General features: G+C 68.7%; 15 protein-coding genes. 5 read left to right on the top strand and 10 right to left on the bottom strand.

Annotated features, from left to right (window positions below; genetic code table 11):
- Positions 1-98 precede the first annotated feature (98 nt).
- The 4 genes from ACFV15_RS27280 to ACFV15_RS27265 all read left to right on the top strand — a co-directional run bounded on the left by ACFV15_RS27280 (position 99) and on the right by ACFV15_RS27265 (position 5,298).
- On the top strand, positions 99-734 hold the full coding sequence (locus ACFV15_RS27280) for a TetR family transcriptional regulator (protein ID WP_378353455.1): 636 nt from the start codon (positions 99-101) through the stop codon (positions 732-734).
- On the top strand, positions 728-2,461 hold the full coding sequence (locus tag ACFV15_RS27275) for an ABC transporter ATP-binding protein (protein WP_378353454.1): 1,734 nt from the start codon (positions 728-730) through the stop codon (positions 2,459-2,461). Before ACFV15_RS27280 ends, ACFV15_RS27275 begins: the two co-directional genes overlap by 7 nt.
- A 116-nt stretch (positions 2,462-2,577) precedes the next feature.
- Positions 2,578-4,476 (top strand): ABC transporter ATP-binding protein, encoded by a 1,899-nt coding sequence (locus ACFV15_RS27270; RefSeq protein WP_378353460.1) that lies wholly within the window; start codon positions 2,578-2,580, stop codon positions 4,474-4,476.
- Between the two features lie 66 nt (positions 4,477-4,542).
- Positions 4,543-5,298, top strand: coding sequence for an NBR1-Ig-like domain-containing protein (locus ACFV15_RS27265; protein ID WP_378353453.1), 756 nt, complete (start codon positions 4,543-4,545; stop codon positions 5,296-5,298).
- A gap of 557 nt (positions 5,299-5,855) precedes the next feature.
- Here ACFV15_RS27265 and tuf read toward each other — a convergent pair.
- The 7 genes from tuf to ACFV15_RS27230 form a co-directional block, all read right to left on the bottom strand.
- On the bottom strand, positions 5,856-7,034 hold the full coding sequence (gene tuf / locus ACFV15_RS27260; protein WP_378353452.1) for an elongation factor Tu: 1,179 nt from the start codon (positions 7,032-7,034) through the stop codon (positions 5,856-5,858).
- Between the two features lie 221 nt (positions 7,035-7,255).
- Positions 7,256-7,540, bottom strand: coding sequence for a putative quinol monooxygenase (locus ACFV15_RS27255; protein WP_378353451.1), 285 nt, complete (start codon positions 7,538-7,540; stop codon positions 7,256-7,258).
- A gap of 103 nt (positions 7,541-7,643) precedes the next feature.
- Positions 7,644-7,898, bottom strand: coding sequence for a hypothetical protein (locus ACFV15_RS27250; RefSeq protein ID WP_378353450.1), 255 nt, complete (start codon positions 7,896-7,898; stop codon positions 7,644-7,646).
- 63 nt (positions 7,899-7,961) lie between these two features.
- Positions 7,962-9,827 (bottom strand): anthranilate synthase family protein, encoded by a 1,866-nt coding sequence (locus ACFV15_RS27245; protein ID WP_378353449.1) that lies wholly within the window; start codon positions 9,825-9,827, stop codon positions 7,962-7,964.
- A complete protein-coding gene (locus tag ACFV15_RS27240; RefSeq protein ID WP_378353448.1) occupies positions 9,824-10,483 on the bottom strand; it encodes an isochorismatase family protein in 660 nt (219 codons plus the stop codon). The genes ACFV15_RS27245 and ACFV15_RS27240 overlap by 4 nt, the downstream gene beginning before the upstream one ends.
- 25 nt (positions 10,484-10,508) lie before the next feature.
- Positions 10,509-11,279 carry a 2,3-dihydro-2,3-dihydroxybenzoate dehydrogenase gene (locus tag ACFV15_RS27235; protein WP_378353447.1) on the bottom strand — a complete coding sequence of 257 codons (771 nt, stop codon included), beginning with the start codon at positions 11,277-11,279 and terminating at the stop codon, positions 10,509-10,511.
- A gap of 4 nt (positions 11,280-11,283) precedes the next feature.
- Positions 11,284-12,459 carry a 3-deoxy-7-phosphoheptulonate synthase gene (locus ACFV15_RS27230; protein ID WP_378353446.1) on the bottom strand — a complete coding sequence of 392 codons (1,176 nt, stop codon included), beginning with the start codon at positions 12,457-12,459 and terminating at the stop codon, positions 11,284-11,286.
- 445 nt (positions 12,460-12,904) lie between these two features.
- Here ACFV15_RS27230 and ACFV15_RS27225 point away from each other — a divergent pair, with 445 nt between their 5' ends.
- The gene (locus ACFV15_RS27225) at positions 12,905-14,080 is read left to right on the top strand and encodes an IS701 family transposase (protein WP_378353445.1); all 1,176 of its coding nucleotides are present in this window, start codon (positions 12,905-12,907) and stop codon (positions 14,078-14,080) included.
- A gap of 209 nt (positions 14,081-14,289) precedes the next feature.
- On the opposite strand, the gene ACFV15_RS27220 is transcribed toward ACFV15_RS27225, so the two are convergent.
- The 3 genes from ACFV15_RS27220 to ACFV15_RS27210 all read right to left on the bottom strand — a co-directional run bounded on the left by ACFV15_RS27220 (position 14,290) and on the right by ACFV15_RS27210 (position 20,018).
- Positions 14,290-16,260, bottom strand: coding sequence for an FAD/NAD(P)-binding protein (locus tag ACFV15_RS27220; RefSeq protein ID WP_378353444.1), 1,971 nt, complete (start codon positions 16,258-16,260; stop codon positions 14,290-14,292).
- A gap of 701 nt (positions 16,261-16,961) precedes the next feature.
- Positions 16,962-17,744, bottom strand: coding sequence for an arylamine N-acetyltransferase (locus ACFV15_RS27215; RefSeq protein WP_378353443.1), 783 nt, complete (start codon positions 17,742-17,744; stop codon positions 16,962-16,964).
- A 117-nt stretch (positions 17,745-17,861) separates the two neighbouring features.
- Positions 17,862-20,018, bottom strand: coding sequence for an ATP-binding protein (locus ACFV15_RS27210; protein ID WP_378353442.1), 2,157 nt, complete (start codon positions 20,016-20,018; stop codon positions 17,862-17,864).
- Positions 20,019-20,135 lie beyond the last annotated feature (117 nt).

The following is a 20,135-nucleotide window of genomic DNA, read 5'->3' as shown; positions in this document are numbered from 1 at the left end:
TGCGCGGCGCCGCATCCCTCTCGAGGTTGAGTCACCTGAAAGTGCGGAGCGCGCACAATTTTGCGTGCCCCGCAAAATTTTCCGGTAAGGTGGCCCGCATGGAGCATCCGGGGATGAGCCTGCGCGAGCAGAAGAAGCTGGCGGCCAGGGAAGCACTGAGCTGGGCGGCGATCCGCCTGGCCACCGAGCGCGGGCTCGATCAGGTGCGCGTCGAGGAGATCGCCGCCGAGGTCGGCGTCTCCCCGCGCACCTTCAACAACTACTTCTCCAGCAAGGAAGAGGCGATCTGCGCGATCGGCGTCGACCGCCAGCGCCGGATCAAGGCCAGGCTGCTGGCCAGGCCGCCGGAGGAGCCGCTGTGGCAGGCGGTCACCGCGGCGGTCATGGAGCAGTACAGCGAATACGGCGAGCCGGACCGCGAGCAGGTCACCCGGGTCCGGCTGATGGCGGGCAACCCCGCGCTGCGCGGCGAGTACCTCAAGTCCCACCACGAGATCGAGCGGGTGCTCGCCGAGGCGATCACCGAACGCACCGGGACCACCGACGAACTGCATCCGAAACTGATGGCGGCCACCGTGTGCGCCGCGACCAGGGTGGCGCTCGACCATTGGCTGCACAGCGGAACCGAAAAACCACTCACGGAAATACTGCGCGGGACATTACGCGAGGTTTCATCCGGTCTGCCCGATTTCTCAATTTGCGTTGCGCACCATAGGAAGATGAAGACGTGCTGATCAAGCTCATGCGCAGCTTTCTGCGCCCCTACCGCAAGGATCTGTCACTGGTCGTCGCACTGCAATTGGTGCAGACGCTGGCGATCCTCTATCTGCCGACCCTCAACGCGGACATCATCGACAACGGGGTGGTGAAGGGCGACATGGGCTACATCCTCCGCATCGGCGGGGTGATGCTGGCCGGCACACTGATCCAGATCCTGTGCGCGATCGGCGCGGTCTACTTCGGCGCGCGCACCGCGATGGCGTTCGGCCGCGACGTGCGGGCCGCGGTGTTCACCAGGGTGCAGGACTTCTCCGCGCGCGAGGTCGGCAAGTTCGGCACGCCCTCGCTGATCACCCGAACCACCAACGACGTCCAGCAGGTCCAGATGCTGACGCTGATGACCTTCGTGATGATGGTGTCGGCGCCGATCATGTGCGTCGGCGGCATCGTGCTGGCCGTCTCGCAGGATGTGCCGCTGTCCTCGCTGGTGCTGATACTGGTGCCGGTGCTCGGCGTCGCGATCGGCATCCTGATCGCCAGGATGCGGCCCGCGTTCAAGCTGATGCAGGAGCGCATCGACAAGATCAACCAGGTGCTGCGCGAGCAGATCACCGGCATCAGGGTGATCCGCGCGTTCGTGCGCGACACCAAGGAGCGCGAGCGCTTCACCGGGACCAACACCGAGCTGTACGACGTCTCGCTGAAGGTCGGCAAGCTGATGGCGTACATGTTCCCGATCGTGATGCTGGTGATGAACGTGTCCAGTGTCGCGGTGCTGTGGTTCGGCGGGCACCGCATCGAAAGCGACGCCATGCAGGTCGGCGCGCTGACCGCGTTCCTGAGCTACCTCATGTACATCCTGATGTCGGTCATGATGGCCACCTTCATGTTCATGATGGTGCCGCGCGCGGAGGTCGCCGCCGAGCGCATTTCCGAGGTGCTCGACACCGAATCCAGTGTCGTGCTGCCGTCGAATCCCGTGCGGCTCACCGAATTGCACGGTCACCTCGAACTGTCGAATGTCGAATTCCGGTACCCCGGCGCGGAGAATCCCGTCGTGCAGGCGGTCGACCTGGTGGCGCGGCCCGGTGAGACCACCGCGGTCATCGGCAGCACCGGCAGCGGCAAGACCACCTTGCTCAACCTCATCCCCCGGCTGATGGACACCACGGACGGTGTCGTCAGGGTCGACGGGATCGACGTGCGCGACCTCGGCGCGGAGGCGCTGGCGAAGGCCGTCGGGCTGGTACCGCAGAAGCCGTACCTGTTCTCCGGCACCGTCGCGAGCAACCTGCGCTACGGCAAACCGGGCGCCACCGACGAGGAACTCTGGCACGCGCTCGAGGTCGCGCAGGCGCGTGACTTCGTCTCGGCGATGCCGGAAGGTCTCGACGCGCCGATCGCGCAGGGCGGCACGAACGTCTCCGGCGGGCAGCGGCAGCGCCTCGCCATCGCGCGGATGCTGGTGCAGCGCCCCGAGATCTACCTGTTCGACGACTCGTTCTCCGCGCTCGACTACGCCACCGACGCGGCGCTGCGTGCCGCGCTCGCGCGCGAGACCTCCGAGGCGACGGTCGTCATCGTCGCCCAGCGGGTCAGCACGATCCGCTCCGCCGACCGGATCATCGTCCTCGACGAGGGACGCGTGGTCGGCACCGGCACCCACACCGAACTGATGGACGGCAACGAGACCTACCGGGAAATCGTGCTCTCCCAGCTGACCGAGCAGGAGGCGGCGTGAGCGCCACCCAGTCTTCCGAAACCAAACCGGCGGCCGCCAACGGGGAACGCGCCGTCCCCACCCGTGGCCCCGGCCCCTCGGGCGGTCCGGGCCTCGGCAGGGGACCGGCCTCGTTCATGGCCGGGCAGTCCACCGAAAAGGCGCTGGACTTCAAGGGATCCGGCCGGCGGTTCCTGGCGCTGCTGGCCCCGCAGCGGCTGTTCGTCATCGGCGCGCTGGTCACCGCGGCCATCAGCGTCGGGCTGAGCGTCATCGGGCCGAAGGTGCTCGGGAACGCGACCGACCTGATCTTCTCCGGCATCGTCAGCCGTGACCTGCCCGCCGGGGTGACCAAGGAAGAGGTCATCGCCGGTTTGCGCGCGAAGGGCGACAACACCATCGCCGACATGTTCGCGGCGATGAACATCGTGCCGGGCCAGGGCATCGACTTCACCGCCGTCGGCCGGGTGCTGATGATCGTGCTCGGGCTGTACGTGCTCGCGTCGATCTTCAGCCTCGTCCAGGGACGGCTGACGGCGTCGATCGTGCAGCGCTCGGTGTTCGACCTGCGCGAGCAGGTGGAGGCGAAGTTCGCCAGGCTGCCGCTGAGCTACTTCGACCGCCAGCCGCGCGGCGAGGTGCTCAGCCGGGTCACCAACGACATCGACAACCTCGCGCAGTCGCTGCAGCAGACGCTCGGCCAGCTGATCGCGTCGCTGCTCACCATCGTCGGCGTGCTGACCATGATGTTCGTCATCTCGCCGCTGCTGGCGCTGCTCGCGCTGATCAGCGTGCCGATCTCGGTGTTCGTCGCGACGAAGGTCGGCAAGCGCGCCCAGCCGCAGTTCATCAAGCAGTGGCGGACCACCGGCCAGCTCAACGGGCACATCGAGGAGATGTACACCGGGCACTCGCTGGTCAAGGTCTTCGGCAGGCGCGAGGAGGCGCAGAAGACCTTCGAGGAGCACAACGAGACGCTGTACAACGCGAGCTTCCGCGCGCAGTTCATCTCGGGGCTGATCCAGCCGGCGATGATGTTCATCGGCAACGTCAACTACGTGCTCATCGCCGTGGTCGGCGCGCTGCGGGTGTCCTCCGGCTCGCTGTCGCTGGGTGACGTCCAGGCGTTCATCCAGTACTCGCGGCAGTTCAGCCAGCCCATCACCCAGGTGGCGAGCATGGCGAACCTGCTGCAGTCCGGGGTCGCCTCGGCCGAGCGGGTCTTCGCGCTGCTCGACGCGGACGAGCAGGACCCGGACCCCGCCGACCCGGTGCGCCAGCCGAAGGTGACCGGCAAGGTCGAGTTCGAGCACGTGTCGTTCCGGTACTCCCCCGACACCCCGCTCATCGAGGACCTGTCGCTGTCGGTGGAGCCGGGGCAGACGGTCGCCATCGTCGGCCCGACCGGCGCCGGCAAGACCACGCTGGTCAACCTGCTGATGCGGTTCTACGAGATCGACAGCGGCCGCATCGTCCTCGACGGGGTCGACATCGCCGACATGACCCGCGAGGACCTGCGGGCCAAGACCGGCATGGTGCTGCAGGACGCGTGGCTCTTCGGCGGCACGATCGCGGAGAACATCGCCTACGGCGCGACCGACGCGACACGGGAGCAGATCTGCGATGCCGCGCGGGCGACCCACGTCGACCGCTTCGTCCGGACGCTGCCGGACGGCTACGAGACGGTCATCGACGACGAGGGCGACAACGTCAGCGCCGGTGAGAAGCAGCTGATCACGGTGGCGCGCGCGTTCCTCGCCGAGCCTGCGATCCTCATCCTCGACGAGGCGACCAGCTCGGTCGACACCCGCACCGAGGTGCTCATCCAGCGTGCGATGAACTCGCTGCGGCAGGGCCGCACCAGCTTCGTCATCGCGCACCGGCTGTCCACCATCCGCGACGCGGACCTCATCCTGGTGATGGAGTCCGGCCGCATCGTCGAGCAGGGCACGCACACCGCGCTCCTCGACGCGGGCGGCGCGTACGCCAGGCTGTACGCCGCCCAGTTCGCCCAGGCGGTGGTCGAAGTCGATTAGGCCCCAGGACGCCGCTTTCGGAACCATCACCGGTCCGAAAGCGGCGTTCGGGTAGTTTCAGGGGCTGTGACGACGCTCGACAACCCAGCGACAACGCTCGCGGCCGAGCTCGCGCGCTTGCGCCGGGAGGCGGGCGACCCCTCGTTCCGGAAGATGGCCGAACGCTCCGGCCGCATCTCCCACACCACCCTGCACGAAGCCGTCCGCGGCACCCGCTTCCCCTCATGGGAGACCACCCGCGAGTTCGCCAAGGCTTGCGGCGCCGACGAAGAGCACTGGCGCCGCCGCTGGGTCGAACTCCAGACCGTCCCCGAGCCGGACGTGGTCGACGAAGTAGCGGCCGTCGAACCCGCCCGCCGCCGCCCCGTGGCCTGGGCCTTCGCCGCCGTCGTGATCCTGATCCTCGCGGCCGTCGCCATCTTCGCCGTCCCGTCGAGCACCCCGCCGGTCGACACCGGCGCCCGCTTCCCCGGCGACGAAAGCGTCTTCGTCGCCGACGTCACCGTCCCCGACGGCACGGTCCTGCGCCCTGGCCAGTCGGTGCTGAAGGTTTGGGAAATCCAGAACGCGGGCACTGTCTACTGGCACAACCGCTACCTCCAGCGCATGGACCTGCCCGCCGCACCGGAGGGCTGCCAGACCCCGGACCGGGTCCCGATCGGCGACACCGCACCCGGCGAGCACGTGATGATCAGCGTGATGGTCCGCGCCCAGCAGGCACCCGGCAGATGCTGGATCGGCTGGAAGATGGTCGACGACAAGGGCGTCCAGTTCTTCGCGACCCGCCGCCCGGTCTTCCTGCTGGTCGAAATCGCGCCATAGCGCTGTCAGATTTTGTAAGACCTGGTCAGAGCCCTACCGAACACGCACCCCCACCGCCCAGGATGGTCCCCGGCGGCGCCACCGCCCGAGTCCATTTCCGAATGGCTGGGGGTGCGCTGCGGGTTCCGATCCCCCGCTCCTCGGAACCCGCAGCGCCCAAAACCTCTCCTCGAGACCCGGCGCCTGTGGCATGCTCGACCCATGACCTGCTTCCGAAAGGGCGATGGCGCGTAAACGCCCCGGCGCGCTCCGCGCCTCTCAAGCCCGGTTCCCCGCGAACATTCCCGAGCATCGGATTCCCGGACTGTCACCGCGAGCAAGCCAAGCGATTCGGCTACTCGAAGCCCGCACCTGCGACTACAACGCCATCCATCGTGCGCTGGACACCTACCGGCGGGCTCTCCGCAAGCCAGGTCGAATCACATCAGCTGAGTACCCGTGGCCGGAGCCGAACGTGAAGCGAAAGGAGGAATCTGGACGTTGAACGGCCAGATTCCTCCTTTCACGAAAATCAACTTGCGGGCCCCGCCGGACCACCCGCAACGCTCACGAGCCCTTCAGTCGAGCACCTCGGTCACGACACCCGAGGCCACGGCCCGACCGCCTTCGCGGACGGCGAAGCCGAGGCCCTCGCTCATCGCGATCGAGCGGCCGAGTTCGACCGTGAACTCGGCGCGCTGGCCGGGGATGACGACGCCGTCGTCCAGCCGGATCTCCCCCACCACGTCACTGGTGCGGAAGTGGAACTGCGGCCGGTAGTGGTCGGCGAACGGCGTACGCCTGCCACCCTCGTCCGCCGACAGGACGTAGACCTCCGCACGGAACCGGCTGTGCGGGGTCACGCTGCCGGGCAGGCCCAGCACCTGGCCGCGGCGTACCGCGTCACGGCGGATGCCGCGCAGCAGGACGGCCGCGTTGTCGCCGGCCTGCACCTCGTCCAGCGCCTTGCCGAAGGTCTCCAGCCCGGTGCACACGCTGGTGACCGTGTCCCCGAGCCCGACCACCTCGACCGGGTCGCCGACGCGCAGTGTCCCCTGCTCCACCGCGCCGGTGACGACCGTGCCGCGGCCGGTGATGGTCAGCACGTTCTCGATCGGCATCAGGAACGGCCGGTCGAGAACGCGGACGGGCTCCGGCACGTGCTCGTCGACCGCGGTGAGCAGGTCGACGACGCGCTGGGTCCAGACCGGGTCGCCCTCGAGCGCGCGCAGGCCCGACACGCGGACCACCGGGACCGCGTCGCCGTCGAAGCCGTAGCGCGTGAGGAGCTCGCGCACCTCGAGCTCGACGAGGTCCAGGAGGTCCTCGTCGTCGACCAGGTCGGCCTTGTTCAGCGCGACCACCACGTGCCGGACGCCGATGCCCCGTGCGACCACGATGTGCTCACGCGTCTGCGGCATCGAGCCGTCCTGCGCCGAGACGACCAGGATCGCGCCGTCGAGCTGGGCGGCGCCGGTGATCATGTTCTTGACGTAGTCGGCGTGCCCCGGCATGTCGACGTGCGCGTAGTGGCGCGTGGGCGTCTCGTACTCGACGTGCGCGATGTTGATCGTGATACCGCGCTCGATCTCCTCCGGCGCGCGGTCGATCCGCTCGAACGCGACGTAGCCGGTGCCGCCGGGCTCGGCGAGCACCTTGGTGATCGCCGCGGTCAGCGTGGTCTTGCCGTGGTCGACGTGGCCCATGGTGCCGATGTTGAGGTGCGGCTTGGTGCGCACATGCTGCTGCTTGGTCATTTTTGGTTCCCTGGAAAAGAAACGGAAGCGCGAAACCGCGAAAAGCCCAACCCTCCTCCACTGGTTCCGCGGGAAGGGAAAAGAGGAGGGTCAGCTTCGAGCGCCGTCGAACCGTGCCGAAACGGCGCTCGGCAGGGACGAGCCTGCCGGCGTCACGAATTCGGTCACGGGGAACATGACCACGAGGGTTTCAGGCCGGACCCGGCCTTGTCACCCGATTTTCAGGCGGGTTCGACCGCCGAGACGCGATAACGCGCGACCTCGGCGTCACGGATCGCCGCGCTCTGGTCGTCGCTGGGACCGGAGCCACGGAAGGCCGCGAGCTGCTCGTCGGTCTCCCAGCGCTCGTAGACGTTGATGCGCGCCGGGTCCACGAGATCGGCCGACAGCGCGAAGTCCAAGCAGCCAGCCGACTTCCGCGCCAGCTCGACCACCTCGGCACACCCGGCCAGGTACCCGTCACGGCCTTCGGGGTCGACAAAGATCTTTCCCGACACGATGATCACGGCAACTCCCCTGCTCGGCTGCCGCCCAACCTAGACAACCGCGGAGGCGATGGCGAGGGTGGCCGAACCACGGCCAGTGAGTATCGGCCACCCCCGCCATTACTCACGCCGCCCGATCGGCGAGCGCCGCGAGCCCCGCGGGAGTCAAGGCGGCCGGGACGCGCTGGCCGATCGAGGCCAGGCGCGCGGCCGTGATCAGGCCGGCGTGTGCCAGGGCGTGCGCGGTGAACTGGTCCCCGCAGGACACGCCGTCGATGAAGAGGTCGGGTTCGCAGCTGCAGCTGACCTGCGCGCGTCCGGCGACGACCGCGCGCAGCATCGCCTGCGCCCGTCTCGTGTAGGCAATCTCCGGTGTCATGGGACACCTCCTTCCCCCGTACATGAGCAGGAGGGTAGGAAAGCCCGTCGAGATACAAAAAACCTACGCGGCGACCGCCAGGCCGGTAACGACCACCCTTTCGAGCAGCCCGCTGATCCGATCGCGCAGAATCCGGATGCCCTCCGCCGTGAGCAGGGACTCTGGGTGGAACTGCAGCGAGGCGAAGTCGCGGCCGCGTAACGCGTGCACCTCGCCGGTGGCGGCATCACGGCTGACCTCGACCCAGCCGAGACCTGGCAGCGCGAACGCGCCAGCGTGGCTTTGTGCGGCGAAAGTGTTGTAGAAGCCCACCTTTTCGCGCCTGCCGAAGAGGTCGATCTCCTTCTGCACGCCCTGGTTGGGCTCGGGGCAGCGCGCGATCGGGAGCCCCAGCCGCAGGCTCAGCACCTGGTGGCTCAGGCACACGGCGAGGAACGGCTTGCGGTCCTGGAGGAGCGTGCGCACCGCGTCGTGCAGGCGCGCGATCTTGGGGTGGTCGGCGTGCCGGGGGTCGCCGGGGCCGGGGCCCATCACGACCAGGTCGTAGGCGTCGAAGTCGTAGTCCGTGTCGAAGCGGCGGACATCGACGTCCAGTCCCAGCGAACGCAGTTGCTGCTCGATCATCGACGTGAACGTGTCCTCGGCGTCGACGATCAGCACCCGCCCGGTCAGCTTGTCGGCTTCGCGCCGCTCCCCCAGCCAGAAGCCGGAGATGGACTTGTTGCGCTCGGCCAGCATCGCGCGCACGCGCGGGTCGTCGGCGTAACGGACGGGAACTTCGGTGCGCAGCGCGGCCAGCAGGCCCGCGGCCTTGGCGCGGGTTTCCGCGACCTCGGACAGCGGGTCCGAGTGCCGCACCAGCGTCGCGCCGACGCTGATCTTCACGGCTCCGGAGGCGGAGATGTCGGCCGTGCGGATGACGATCGACGAGTCCAGCGCGTGCCCGCCGTCGGCATCACGGCCGATCAACGCGACGACGCCGCTGTAGTAGCCGCGGCCTTGTGGCTCATAGCGGTTGATAACGCGGCAGGCGCTTTCGAGCGGGCTGCCGGTGACCGTCGGCGCGAAGAGCGTCTCGCGCAGGATCTCGCGTGGGTCGCGGCTGGTCGCGCCTTCGATCAAGTACTCGGTGTGCGCGACCTTCGCCATCTCCTTGAGGAACGGCCCGAGCACGCGGCCGCCGCCGTCACAGACACGCGACATCATCTTCAGTTCTTCGTCGACGACCATGTACAACTCGTCGGCTTCCTTGCGGTCGGCGAGGAAGTCGAGCACGCCCGCGAGCGAAGCACCGGCCTCGCCGTACCGATAGGTCCCGCTGATCGGGTTCATCACCGCGGTGCCGCGGTCGAGGCTCACGTGCCGCTCGGGGCTGGCGCCGACGAAAGTGCGGTCGCCGGTGTGCACCAGGTACGTCCAATACGCGCCCTGCTCCTTCTGCAGCAGCCGCTTGAAAAAGGACAGTGCACTGTGGACGGTGTAGCCGGTGATCTCGGCGAGGTACGAGCGCTTGATGACGAAGTTCGCGCCCTCGCCGGTGCCGATCTCGTCGGCGACGACCCGGCGGACGGTCTCGGCGTAGGTCTCGTCGTCGACGTCGAATCGGCCGCCCTCAAGGGAAATCGGCACGTCCGGCAGCCGCCACAACGCCTCGCCGACCGAGACGACGGCCTGCGACCGGACGCTCAGCGCGATCAGCGGCTCGGCGTCGTCCGGCGCTTCGAAACCACGCTCCGCGAGCTGGCGGTACGGCACGAGCGTGAGGACCTGGTGACCGCGGGCCTCGGTCAGCGGAAGCTCGGCGAGTGTGTCCGGAGTGGACACTTCGCCGACGATGATCTCCAGCTTGCCGGCGCCGGCGCTCTCCGGGCGGTGCAGCAGCGCGAAGGCGGGCGGGTCCTCGGCGAGGATGGTGTCGAAGAGGTTCATGCCGCGAACTCCCATTCACGTGTGACGGCCAGCTGGCCGGCGAGCCGCTCGGTGCCGGCGACCACGCCGCAGCGCTTGGCCACGTAGTCGAGCGCGAGCCGGTGGTCGGCCTCGGAGAAGTCGGCGACCGCGTCGGCGGCCAGGAACGGCTGGATGTCGTTGGTGTAGGCGTCGACCGCGCTCATCATCACGCCGACGTGCGCGTAGACCCCGCAGATGACCAGCTGGTCGCGGCCTTCGTCACGCATGCGCTCGAGCAGGTTCGAGCGGAAGAACGCGCTGTAGCGCCATTTCGTGAACATCCAGTCGCCGGGCCGGGGGGCCATCTCGTCGACGACCAGCCGGTCGGCCGGGTCCACGCGCATACCAGGGCCCCAGAAGTCCTTGAGCAGCCCGCGATCCTCAGCCGTCATGTCACCGGGCTGCGCCGTGTAGGCGACCGGCATGCCAGCCGCGTCGGCCCGCGCGCGCAGCAGCGCCGCGTTGCCCAGCATCCGTTTGCGCAGCATCTCCGGCAGCGGCTTGAGGAAGTACCGCTGCAGGTCGTGCACCAGCAGCACGGCACGGGCCGGGTCGACCGTCCACTTCGCGGTGTTGGCGGGCAGCGTGTTCTCGGTGGGCATCGGGTAAGGCTGGATGCTGGGCAAGCCGGGCATGATCGTCTCCAGTGAGGTCGGTGCGTCAGACGCCGAGCGTCGCGCCGCCGTCGACGGTGAGCTCGTGCAAGGTGATGTGGCAGGCGCGGTCGGAGAGCAGGAAGAGCACGGCGTCCGCGATGTCGGACGGCTGAGCCAGCTTCTTGAGCGGGATACCGAGCCGGTAAGCGCCGAGGTTGCCTTCGAGGGTGGTCTGGCGGCCGGTCTCGTCGGTCCACATCGAGGTGAGCATCGGGGTGGCGGTCGAGCCGGGCTGGACGAGGTTGCAGCGGATGCCGTACTCGGCGACCTCGAGGCCGAGCACCTTGGTGTACATGGTCGCGGCGGCCTTCGACGCAGCGTAGGCGGCCATCCCGGTGCGCGGGGTGCCCGCGGAGTTGGAGGCGACGGTGACCAGCGCGCCGCGCCGCCGCGGCACCATCCGGTTGGTGACCGCGCGGGAGACGTTGAAGACGCCGGTGACATTGACCGCGAAGGTGTCGGCGAAGTCCGCGTCGGCGAGTTCGCGGGCGGCGCCCATGCGGAGGATGCCCGCCGCGTTGACCAGCCGGTCGATCGGGCCGAGGTCGCGCTCGACCTGGTCGACCACGGCCTCGACGTCGGCGGAGCGCGTGACGTCGAGCGGATACGCCCGCACCTTCAGCCCGGCCAGTTCGCACTTCTCGACGGTCCCGGCGAGCCGCTCGGTGTCGCGGTCGGCGGCGGCGACCGTCGCGCCCTGAGTGCCGAGCGCGCGGGTGACGGCTTCACCGATCCCGCTCGCGGCCCCGGTGACGAACGCGATCTTGTTCCCCATGACTTCAGGCCTTCCAGGTTCCGACGACGGACAGTGCTTGCGCGGCGGTGAGCCGCGGGTCGCAGAGCGTGGTCCGGCGCTCCCCCGCCAGCCCCGCCTGCGACTTGTTCTCGACACACTCGGTGACGTCGTCCGGCGTGGTCTCCAGGTGCAGGCCGCCCGCGACCCCGCCGCCCTCGCGGACCGCGGCCTGGAACCCCTCGACCTCGCGCATGATCGTCTCGACGTACCGGGTCTTGAAGCCGCCCGGCGCGGTGACGGTGTTGGCGTGCATCGGATCGCACTGCCAGATCACCGGGTGCCCGGCCATCCGCGCGGTCTTGACGAGCGACGGCAGCCGATCGGCGACGGCGTCGGCGCCCATCCGCGCGATCAGCGTCAGCTTGCCGGGCTCGCCTGCCGGGTCGAGCCTGGCGAGCAGCACGGTCAGCTCGGCGGGCGTCATGCCGGGGCCGACCTTCACCGAGACCGGGTTGGCGACGTCCGACAGCAGCGCCACGTGCGCGCCGCCGAGCCCGCGGGTGCGCTCGCCGATCCACGGCCAGTGCGTCGAGGTGAGCAGGCGGCGGCCGTGCGCGTCCCGGCGCAGCAACGGCGTCTCGTAGTCCAGCAGCAGCGCCTCGTGGCTGGTCCACACGCGCTCGGTCAGGTCGACGCTCATCCGGTCCGGCGAGTTCCAGCCGAGGTGGTCCATCGCCTGGCGCGACGCGCGGTAACCGTCGACGAGGCGGCGCGGGTTGGCTTCACGGGCCTCCCGGTCCACTTCGGGCGAATTGACCAGGTGACCCCGGTAGACCGGAAGCTCGACGCCGTCGACGGTTTCGGTGTCGTTGGAGCGCGGCTTGGCGAATTGGCCCGCGATCCGGCCGACACGCAGTACGGGCTTGCCGGTCACCTTGGTCAGTTCGTCGGCCAGCGTGGCGAGCAGCGCGGCCTTGCGTGCGATGGGGCCCTCAGCGCACTCGGCGGGATCTTCGGCGCAGTCGCCCGCTTGGACGACCAGCGCCTCACCTTCGGCGACCCTGGCGAGCAGCATGCGGAGCAGCCGGACGTCGGTGGACCGGACCAGGCCGGGTGCGTGGCGAAGCTCGTCACGCACACGCCCGGCCGCCGCCTCGGATCCCCAGACGGGCTGCTGCCTGGCATCGGGGAATCGGGTGTCGAGCCGCGTGCTGATCATCGCTACCCACCTGGTTCGCTTGTCTGAAACTGACGTATGTCTATCTTGCGCCGAACGATGCAAGGGAACACACGGGGTGAGACTTAGTCCGTCAGGTGCGTGCCGGAATCCCGGGCCGCGTTACGAAGATCGTCCAATGTTACGAAAAATAGGGGCGTTACGAAAACCCCTACCGTTGCGAAAAGGCCCGAAAACTCACCCAATGTTTTTCCGGCACCTGGGAAAGGTCGGGTGTTCGCGGGTTTAGGGGCCTTTAGGGGTGTAGCAGCGACAGTGCGATAACTTAGCGTTAACCTCGGGAATTTCCTCCGCTTCGGCGCCGCCCTGAGGTGATTCCCCGACAGTTCGAAGCGATAACACAGTGTCGCGTATGGGACCGCCCGGCAGCTTCCCCAGCCCGCGACACCGATGAACTGGGTTCAAGGGGAGCGCAATGTTGCACACAATGGACAGAACTGAATACCGCAGCCAGGCGCCGGTGAGGACCGACGCCTACGACGTGATCCTGACCGAACTGTGTTCGGCCTTGTTCGCGTCGCTGCCACGGAGTGACCAGCGCAGAAAGGGCGTGGAATACCTGCGTGGCCTGCTGTGCGCGCCGGGCCGCAAGTCGATACGGAACATCGCGGCACTGGTCGGCGGCCAAGCCACCGAACAGAGCCTGCACCACTTCATCAGCGACTCCACCTGGGACTGGACGCCGGTGCGCCGCGCGCTGGCCAAGTACGTGGCGCGCAACGCGCCACCACAGGCCTGGGTGGCCAGGCCGATGGTCATCCCCAAGGCGGGACGGCACTCGGTCGGGGTCTCGCGGCGCTTCTGCCCCTCGCTCGGGCAGGCGCTCAACGCCCAGCAGGCGATCGGTGTCTGGGCCGCCTCGGAGGAGCTGAGCAGCCCGGTGGGCTGGCGGCTGCACCTGTCGCAGGCCTGGCTGGACGACGGCCAGCGGCGCAGCCGCGCGTCGATCCCCGACGGCGCCGGGCTCGAGTCGCTCGGCGACTGCGCGATCGAGGCCTACCTCGAGACCGCGGCCAGGCAGGACCTCCCGGTGCTGCCGCTGGTCATGGACGCGCGGGAGATGGACGTCATCGCCGCCGTGCGCAAGCTGCGGATGGCGGGCGTCCCGCTGCTCATCAGGATCACCAGCACGCTCCGGCTCACCGCGGCCGATCCGGCATTGCCAGGGCACAGCGCGGAAGCGCTGCCCGCCCAGCAGATCATGGGTGCGGCACGGGACTTCCGCCGCACGGTCACCTGGACCGACCACGGTTCCAGCACGGCCACCAGGATGAGCCTGGCCGCCGCCGTAAGGGTGCGCATGCCGTACTGCGGGCGAGGCGAGTTCCTCCTCCTCGGCGAGGGCACCAGCGGCAGGCCGTGGCCCGCCGAGCTGTGGCTCACCGACCTGACGGGCGTCCCGCCCGCGACGCTGCTGCGGCTGAGCAAGCTGGTCAACCGCGTCGACCAGGACTTCACCGAGATCGCCGACAAGGTGGGGATCAGGGACTTCGCCGGTCGTTCCTATGACGGCTGGCACCGTCACATCACGCTGGCCTCCGCGGCGCACGCGGCGGCGGCGCTGAGCGGCAGCACCGACCAGGGCATGAGCTTCGTGTCCTGACCACTCCTCCCCCGGCTGACGCGGTTTCGGGGCTCCAGGACGGCCGAGCACCGGCCGGCGTGGAGCCCCGCCACTGCGCGGGAATCCCGTTCCGTTGACCGGAACAGCTCTTCGGGCAAGCCCGGATTCGTTGTATGACAACGATGTCGACGAAGCCCGGGAAGGTGCCGCGCCGATCATGCCGGCGCGGCTTCGGCGTTTCTCCACGCTCACACGATCACTCCCGCGAGCTGAGCCTCCTCGGCGATCCGGCGCTGCTCGCTCGGCACGTGCGCGACCGGCGTCAGCGCCAGCACGGCGCGCGCGATCGCGTCGGAATCGCGCAGTGTCACCGAATCGACGCCAGGCCTGATGCCGGTGGCGGTCACCCAGTGCACGGATTCGGTCGGCACCCCGTACGCGAACCGACGCGGGTGGGCGCGGCCGTGCCCGTCGATCACGTGGTACGGCCGGTCGGTGACGGCGAGCCCGCCCGTCTCGTGGAACGTGCCGTCGTCGCTTTCGATGCGGTAGGGGCTGATCTGCTCGGTGGCCAGCAGCTGGCGCAGCAGGGGGTCGGCCGTGCGGCGCAGGTCCGGCTCCGGCAGCCGCGCCTCGATGAGCACGGTCGCGCGGATCGGCTTGCCGGGCACCAGCTCGGATTCGGCGATGAACACCCGGTGTTTCGTATCGAGCCGGATGACCGTGCCGGGCCCGGTGATCACCAGCACCCCGGCCTCGATCAGCGCGATCATCTCCTCGATGCGCGAGACCGGCGGGCCGACCGAGAGGAACGCGTTGAGCGGGGTGTACCAGCCTTCGAGATCGTCGCGGTGCGAATTCCCTTCCAGGCCACCGTGGTCGACCGCGAGGCGGATGTCGTTGCGCAGGTCCCGCAACACGTCCAGCGCCGCCTTGAGCGGCCCGCTGACGTTGCCGGCGCGTGCCGCGCGGACATCCTCGTGCAGGTACTCGAGAAGCCAGGCGGTGAAGTGCTCGCGGTCGGCGAACTCACGGTCCCCGTAAGGGTTCGTGAGCTTCTCCCAGTCCCAGCGGTGCGCCGGGGTGATGCCGTAGGAATCGAGCAGCCAGCCGGGATCCTCGTCCGGCGGCAACGCGAGGTACTTGCCGATGATGGCGTCCTTCTCGTCGCCGCGGCCCCAGGACTCGAGGAGCGTGCCGTAGTAGACGCTCTCGACCTCCTTCGCGATGACCGGCCACAGCTCCGAGGTGAACTGCACGCGCACGCCCTCTTCCGCGCGGCGGCGCAGTTCCGCGATGTACTCCGGCGTCAGCAGCCGGGGGTGATACCGCCCGGTCGCGCCCTTCTCGTTCTCGCCGCGCGCGTGATACGGCACGCCGCGCCGCGAGCTGGCGTACAGCTTGGGCTCGTTGCCGGACGCGCGATAGACCAGCCTGCCGTCCTCGCGCGCGAAGTAGCCGCCCCGACCGGAGGTGAACAACGCCATGTGGTCGAAGAAGTTCAGGCCGAGCCCGCGCAGCAGCACCGGCTGCCCCGCCTCGATCTGGCCGAGGTCCAGGTCCGCCGGGTTGGCCGGGGTGATGTAGGTCAGGTAGTGGATCCGCGCGAGCTGCGCGGTGCGCTCCTCGCGCGGTGACAGGTGCGCGGGCACATGCCCGACCGCGAGCACGATCGCGTCGAGCTGGTTGAGCCGGACGCCGTTGTCGAGCCGCACGCCCTGCGGGCCGCCGAACACGCCGAGTGTGTCGGCCATCGCGATCACGCGTGACTGGTGGACGACGACCTTGACGTGCTCCGGCGCGCGGACGACCACGTTCTGGAAGCTGCTGTGCAGATAGCGGCCATAGAACGCGCGCGTCGGATAGCTGTCAGGGCCGAGGTCGCGCGCTTCGGCGAGCGTGGCGTCGTCGAGCTCGGTCGAGTCGGAGAACGTCTTGGTCCACTCGTAAAGACTCGGGCCCGGCTCGATCGGCCCGTCGATCTGAGTGCTCTCGTCGGTGTAGATGGTGATCTGCGAGGCAACGGTGTTCATCAGCAGATGCCGTGACTGGTCGGCACGCCAGATCGTGCCGGCGCCGGGCTCCGAAGGGTCGACGACGTGGATGACCAGCGCCGCACACGACGGCGACGCGCGCTCGTTGGCGAGTAATCGCTCCAAAGTGGACAGTCCGCGCGGACCGGCGCCGACGATGCAGATCTCGACCTTGCCGACGCCCATGAGCCGGACTCCCGTTCCCTCTGCGAGCACATCCCCGGTCTTGGATGCTCGCAGAGGGTGGCACTCGTGACCAGGTCGGGCGGGCCCGGTCCGTCAGGTCCGGCCGGCGCTGTCAACCTGGCGGACCTCGTCGCCGCGCGATCTGTCTCGCCGCGGCGGACGCCTTGGCGGCGCTGACGTTTCCGAAAATTCCCCCGTGAGCCACAAAACCCCACCCCCGCCACTCCCAGGGGGCCGGCCCCACGTCCAGCTTATCGAAGCCCCACGACGCCTCAGCCGAAAACAAAGGGTTGTCCACAACCCCAAGGCAATGTGGACAACCCGAGTACTACCAGGTCAGAGGCCTGTGAAACCGCCTGCCGCACAGCAGGCAGTGCCCCTTTCCCGAGGCGGCGAAACACCTGAGGTATCCAGGGCGGTGGCGGACACAGGGGTCCGCCACCGTCGACGGCGCACCATCGGCAAGGCCTGCCGACGGGGACAGCGTCCAGGCCCCGGCGGAGTGGAGGGTCAGCGCGTCATCGCCCTGATCCAGTCGGCCAGGCTCGCGCCGGGGGGATCCGGCCATTCCGGCCAGAAGAGCAGGGATTCGTTCGGTGAGTTCAGCCAGGTGCGCATCGGCCAACGTCCCGTCTTTGTCGTGTTCGTCGGGTGAAAAGGAAAGCGCTCTCGTGGCGCGCTCGGGTAAACCTCCTTTCCATTCAGTTCAAAACCGGGTCTCTCCCCGGCAGTTCCGGCAGCCGGTCCAGTTCGATGCCGAACGACTTGCGCACCTCGTCGAGGAACTCGTCGTCCTCCAGCACCTCGATGGTCCGCTTGCCCTGTTCGATCCGCGTCAGCACGCGGCCCTTCAGCTTGATCCGGCCTGCCGGGGTGGCGATGGACGCCCACAGTGCACTGTCCAAAGGAGAATCCGGCGCGGTGCGCAGCCACCACAGTGGCGCCTCGAAGTCGGTGAGTGAACGCTCACGGACTTCCACGCGGTACAAGGGATTCCCGTCCCGCAGCACGTCGACGTCGCCGTCCGGCGCGTCGATCACCTGGAACTCCCCTTCGAAGTCGCTTTGCGTGTGCCGCAGATCGAGCCTGAGCGGTTTCCTTGCGGCGAACCAGTATCCGACGTCCACCAGCCAAGGTTCGTGGTGATCCACCTTCAGCACAAGATGACCGTTCAGCGGGCCAAGCCGTCCGTCGCCGCCGACCACGCGCGCGCCGAGCAACGAGACCTTGAACCCCAGTTCACGCAAAAGCGACGCGAACAAGGAATTCAGTTCGGCGCCAGCACCGCCCCGCCTGCCGTGGACCACCTTGTCCAGCACGGCTTCCCCGAGTCCGATTGGCTCCTTGAACTGGAAGCCGAAGGTCTCGAACGGAATCGACTCCAGATGGCGCTGTTGCAGGTGACGTAACGCGTCGAAGTCCACCTCATCCGGCCTTCGCGCTTCGATCCGGTCCAGATAGGCCGCTACTTCAGCGTTTTCCATTGCCGTGGCACTCCTACGGTGGCGATGGTATGAGATGAATCGGCTTCTCATCCTGAAACCGGGCAACGGAAGCCGCCATCCACGCTCACCGCACTACGTCAAGTCGCGCCGAGCTCTTCACATGCCGGACAACACCGCGTGTCCGCGCCCACGCGCATAGTCGATGATTTGCTCGCGGCGCAGGCGACGGCCCGCCGCCAGCGCGGCTTCGGCGGCGGACGGCGCGAGCAGGCGCCGCGCGGAGGTCTCGGCGGCTTCGAGTTGTTCGCGCCAGCGCGGGCTTTCCTCGCCCTGCACGGCGTTACGCATGCGCGCCGACGCACCTATCAGCCGCAGCGCGCGCTCCGCCTGGCCCTTGCGGGCGGCGACGACGGCGAGCCCGTCGATGAGGTACGCGGGGCCGCGGAAATCACCGGGCTGCAACATCAAACCCTCGGTGAACAACGCCTCGGCCCGGTCGAGTTCTTTACGAGCCAACGCGACCACGCCCGCCGTGTGCAGGATCGCGGTCAGCTTCGCGCCGTTCGCGCGCAGCACCGGCAACGCGGCGGAAACGAGTTCGTGCGCTCGCTCATTGTCACCGTTCTGCAGAGCCGCCCACGCATAGTTGTGACGACAGAACGCTATGTCGAGCGGGCTGGGTATTTCCTTAATCTCGCGAAGAATGTCGAGGCATTCCTGATAGCAGACACAAGCGGGCCCGTAGTCGCCCAGCGACACCCTGATACCGGCGAGCACACTCAGCGCGCGGGCGACCGCGAGCGGGCTGTCGGCCGTCCGCGCGAACGCGAACGCGCGCTCGGCGAGCTGGCGCGCGACGATCTTGTTGCCGTCCATCACCTCGAGCCAGGCCAGATGCACGAGCGCGAGGCTGCGGTCGGCCGGTGAACACGGCGTCCGCGCGAGCACCGTCGTGAGCAGCTTCCGTCCCTCGGACATATAGCCCTGACGCCGCCAGCAGACCGTCAACGCCGTCGCGAGCAGCAATTCGCGGTCGTCGCCGCGCTCGCAGGCGGCTTCGACCGCTTTGCGCAGATTCTTGCTCTCGTCCGATAGCCGTTCGATGAGCCCCGGCGGCGCGCTCGGCGTGAACACCGCGTCGACGAGCGGGCGGCACAACGCGACCGCCCAGTCGATACCGCGTGCCCGCCACGGGCCCGACTCGGCTGCCTCGTTCAGCCGCTCCTCGCCGAACCGCCGGATCGCTTCGAGCTGGTGATACCGCGTCGGCCCGCCGGGCACACCGGTGGCGATGACCAGCGACCGGTGTGCGAGCGACCGCACCAGTCCCTCGACGTCCTTGCCGGAAATGCCGGTATCGGTGCACACGGCCTTCGCCATGTCCGCGTCGAAACCGGCTTCGAGCAACGAAAGCCTGCGGAAGACCCGCTTCTCCTGCGCGCCCAGCAGGTCATGGGTGACGGTGAGCGCGGCGGCCAGTCCATAGCGGCCAGCCGAGGTGAACCTCGTCCCGATCGCGCCGATCGGCAGCGTGTCGGCGAGCCTGGCGGCCAGCTCGATGGCGAGCGGGATCCCGGAGAGCCGCTCGCAGATAGTCTCGACGGTCGCGAAGCCGTCTTCGCCGATGGTGCCGGCGCGCTCGGAGAACAAGCGCGCGGACGCGGCGGCCGAAAGGGGGCCGACCGCGAAGATCATCTCGCCCGGCACGCCCAGCGGCGCGCGGCTGGTGACCAGCACCCGCAATCCGGGGCAGCGGCCGAGCAGCAGTTCCACCAGGTGCGCGCAGTCGGCGGCGACATGCTCCGCCTGGTCGAGCACGATCAGCACCCGGCGCGAGCCCACCACCCGCGCGATCGCGGCGGCCACCGGCTCACCCGGCTGCTCGGGGATGCCGAGCAGACCGGCGACCGTCTGCGGGACCAGCTCGCCGCCGGTCACCGCGGCCAGCTCGACCAGCAGCATGCCGTCGGGGCGCACGCCGCGGGTGCGGGTGGCCAGCTCGATCGCGAAGCGGGTCTTGCCGATGCCCTCGGGGCCGGTCAGCGTCATCAGCCTGGTGCGCCGCAGCGAGCGGGCGACCTCGGCGAGGTCGGCGTCGCGCCCGAGGAAGCTGTCGATCGGGGCGGTCAGTTCGGCGGCGAAGGCACGCGGGACGAGCGCGTGGTCCTCGCCGGGTTCGCTGCGGGTCCGCTGCCGGTAGGCACGCTGACGGCACGCGTTGGAGCAGTATCGAGCACGCCGCCCGGGATCTTGTTCCGCTCGGACGGGCAGCGCGGCTCCACACTGCTGGCAGCAGTCCGCCAGGTCGAACACCAAACCCCCTTGAAATTCCTTTTCGACAGATCCTGATCCTCCGGCCGGAGCCGGTGGGTGCGCATCGGAAAATCGGGCAGTATCCTGCCGTCATCCTCCTGTGTACCGGTAAACGCC

Origin of the sequence: Amycolatopsis sp. NPDC059657, assembly GCF_042734395.1 — a bacterium.
Classification (GTDB): domain Bacteria; phylum Actinomycetota; class Actinomycetes; order Mycobacteriales; family Pseudonocardiaceae; genus Amycolatopsis.
This window is presented reverse-complemented; position numbering and strand designations above follow the sequence as displayed.

Excerpts from the sequence above, each read along its gene's own strand:
- ACFV15_RS27280 (WP_378353455.1), top strand. The coding sequence starts at position 99 with ATGGAGCATCCGGGGATGAGCCTGCGCGAGCAGAAGAAGCTGGCGGCC.
- ACFV15_RS27270 (WP_378353460.1), top strand. The coding sequence starts at position 2,578 with ATGGCCGGGCAGTCCACCGAAAAGGCGCTGGACTTCAAGGGATCCGGC.
- tuf (WP_378353452.1), bottom strand. The coding sequence starts at position 7,034 with ATGACCAAGCAGCAGCATGTGCGCACCAAGCCGCACCTCAACATCGGC.
- ACFV15_RS27250 (WP_378353450.1), bottom strand. The coding sequence starts at position 7,898 with ATGACACCGGAGATTGCCTACACGAGACGGGCGCAGGCGATGCTGCGC.
- ACFV15_RS27245 (WP_378353449.1), bottom strand. The coding sequence starts at position 9,827 with ATGAACCTCTTCGACACCATCCTCGCCGAGGACCCGCCCGCCTTCGCG.
- ACFV15_RS27240 (WP_378353448.1), bottom strand. The coding sequence starts at position 10,483 with ATGCCCGGCTTGCCCAGCATCCAGCCTTACCCGATGCCCACCGAGAAC.
- ACFV15_RS27235 (WP_378353447.1), bottom strand. The coding sequence starts at position 11,279 with ATGGGGAACAAGATCGCGTTCGTCACCGGGGCCGCGAGCGGGATCGGT.
- ACFV15_RS27230 (WP_378353446.1), bottom strand. The coding sequence starts at position 12,459 with ATGATCAGCACGCGGCTCGACACCCGATTCCCCGATGCCAGGCAGCAG.
- ACFV15_RS27225 (WP_378353445.1), top strand. The coding sequence starts at position 12,905 with ATGGACAGAACTGAATACCGCAGCCAGGCGCCGGTGAGGACCGACGCC.
- ACFV15_RS27220 (WP_378353444.1), bottom strand. The coding sequence starts at position 16,260 with ATGGGCGTCGGCAAGGTCGAGATCTGCATCGTCGGCGCCGGTCCGCGC.
- ACFV15_RS27215 (WP_378353443.1), bottom strand. The coding sequence starts at position 17,744 with ATGGAAAACGCTGAAGTAGCGGCCTATCTGGACCGGATCGAAGCGCGA.